Origin of the sequence: Rheinheimera sp. A13L, assembly GCF_000217935.1 — a bacterium.
In the GTDB taxonomy this organism is placed as follows: Bacteria; Pseudomonadota; Gammaproteobacteria; order Enterobacterales; family Alteromonadaceae; genus Pararheinheimera.
Window position 1 is genome coordinate 1 of record NZ_AFHI01000048.1, and the last position, 1,916, is coordinate 1,916.

Genomic DNA, 1,916 nt, shown 5'->3' on the forward strand with positions numbered 1-1,916 from the left:
TGCGCCAGGCATGGCGCGTTGCGCGTAAGCGCAACCAGATTGACTGTGGTAGTCAAACTGGTGACTTGGAGGTGCAAGTCCTCTGCACACCCGGCAAGGGGAAGTGTTAGCTGAACAGCAAGGGTGTTCATCGTGAGGTGAAATCTGAAGGAAGCTGAAAGCAAAATGCTGGCCTGACGAACAGGAAGCGATTTAGGCGCTGTAGCAGGGTAAGGTGGCCATTATCACTAAAGCCCAATACTTGCACGGAATGCTACAACGTATAGTCGACAGGTATAAGCAGGAAGGTCACGCGAATTACCCTGGGAGGTCTGAGTGTCTGCCATAGTGCTACTGACATCGGGAGGTGTTGGGATGGATACTCAGAAGTCAGCCGAGGCTGTAGTAGTGCTTTTAACCGACAGCACGAAGGGCTGAACATAGTTAACCGTGATTAGGACTCTGGATCTCGATGTTGATTGATGATGCACAAGCGCAGGATGCTGCGGCCATGAACAGAAGAAGCGAACAGAATTCGCCGGTGCTGATTGATGGTGTTGAAACCAACACGGCGGCCAGTGGGCGAACGAAAGCGGAACAGTCGTTAACGATAGAAGCCGTGATACACAGTGATAATCTGAGATTGGCGTATCAACGAGTGGTGGAAAACAAAGGCGCGGCAGGGGTGGATAACCTCAGCGTAGCGGAGTTAAAGCCATGGCTGATACAGCATCTGCCGACTATCAAAAGTGCGCTGATAGCAGGCAGTTATCTGCCACGGGCGATACGCAAAGTGGATATCCCAAAACCGAATGGTGACGTGAGAACACTGGGTGTACCGACCGTAACAGACCGATTTATTCAGCAGGCGATAGCACAGGCATTAACGCCTTATGTAGAACCGACATTCTCAAAGTCCAGCTACGGCTTTAGGCCCAACCGCAATGCGTGGCAGGCGGTGCGACAAGCACAGCAGTTTATTCAAAGTGGTAAACGCTGGGTTATAGACATGGATTTAGAGAAGTTCTTTGACTGTGTGGACCACGACATCCTGATGTCGAGACTAGCTCGGACCATCAAAGACGAACGGCTACTGAAACTTACCCGGCGTTATCTGGAAGCAGAGATGGTGGATGGAAAAGAGGTGATAAAACGCGATAAGGGCATGCCGCAAGGTGGTCCCTTGTCACCACTGCTATCGAATATCCTGCTGGATGAACTGGACAAAGAACTGGAGCGACGAGGTCACAGCTTCTGCCGCTATGCCGATGACTGCAACATTTATGTCAGCAGCCAAAAGGCGGGCGAACATTTACTGAAAGACATCAGTGAATTCTTAGCGAAAACGCTGAAACTACAGGTAAATACGCAGAAGAGTGCAGTGGCAAGGCCATCAGAACGTAAGTTCCTTGGTTATAGCTTCACATGGCACAAAGTGGCCCGACTGAAAATTGCAGCCAGTAGCGTGGCGAGACTGAAAGAGAAAATCAGAAAGCTAACCACGGGAAATGGTTCCAAATCAGTGGCAAAAGTTATCAGTGAACTGACACCGGTACTGCGCGGGTGGATAAGCTACTTCCGACTGACCCAAGTCAAAGGCGTGCTGGAAGAGTTAGATGGCTGGATAAGGCGCAAACTGCGTTGCCTGCTATGGCGACAATGGAAGCGACCTTTTACCCGAGCCAAACAACTGATGAAAGCAGGTCTGGATGAAATCAGAGCATGGCGATCAGCTTGTAACCAACGCGGACCTTGGTGGAACTCCGGTGCCAGTCATATGAATCACGCCTTCAAGAAGAACGGGTTCGAACGACTGGGATTAGTATCACTGCAGGAATGTCATCGACAGTTCCAGTGTTAACATGAACCGCCGTATGCGGAACCGCACGTACGGTGGTGTGAGAGGACGGCGGGAGAGATCCCGCCTCCTACTCGAT

General features: G+C 50.9%; 1 protein-coding gene. It reads left to right on the forward strand.

From position 1 onward, the window contains the following. Nucleotides 1-451 precede the first annotated feature (451 nt). On the forward strand, nucleotides 452-1,840 hold the full coding sequence (gene ltrA, locus RHEIN_RS17020) for a group II intron reverse transcriptase/maturase (RefSeq protein ID WP_008900220.1): 1,389 nt from the start codon (nucleotides 452-454) through the stop codon (nucleotides 1,838-1,840). The last annotated feature ends 76 nt before the right edge of the window (nucleotides 1,841-1,916 follow it).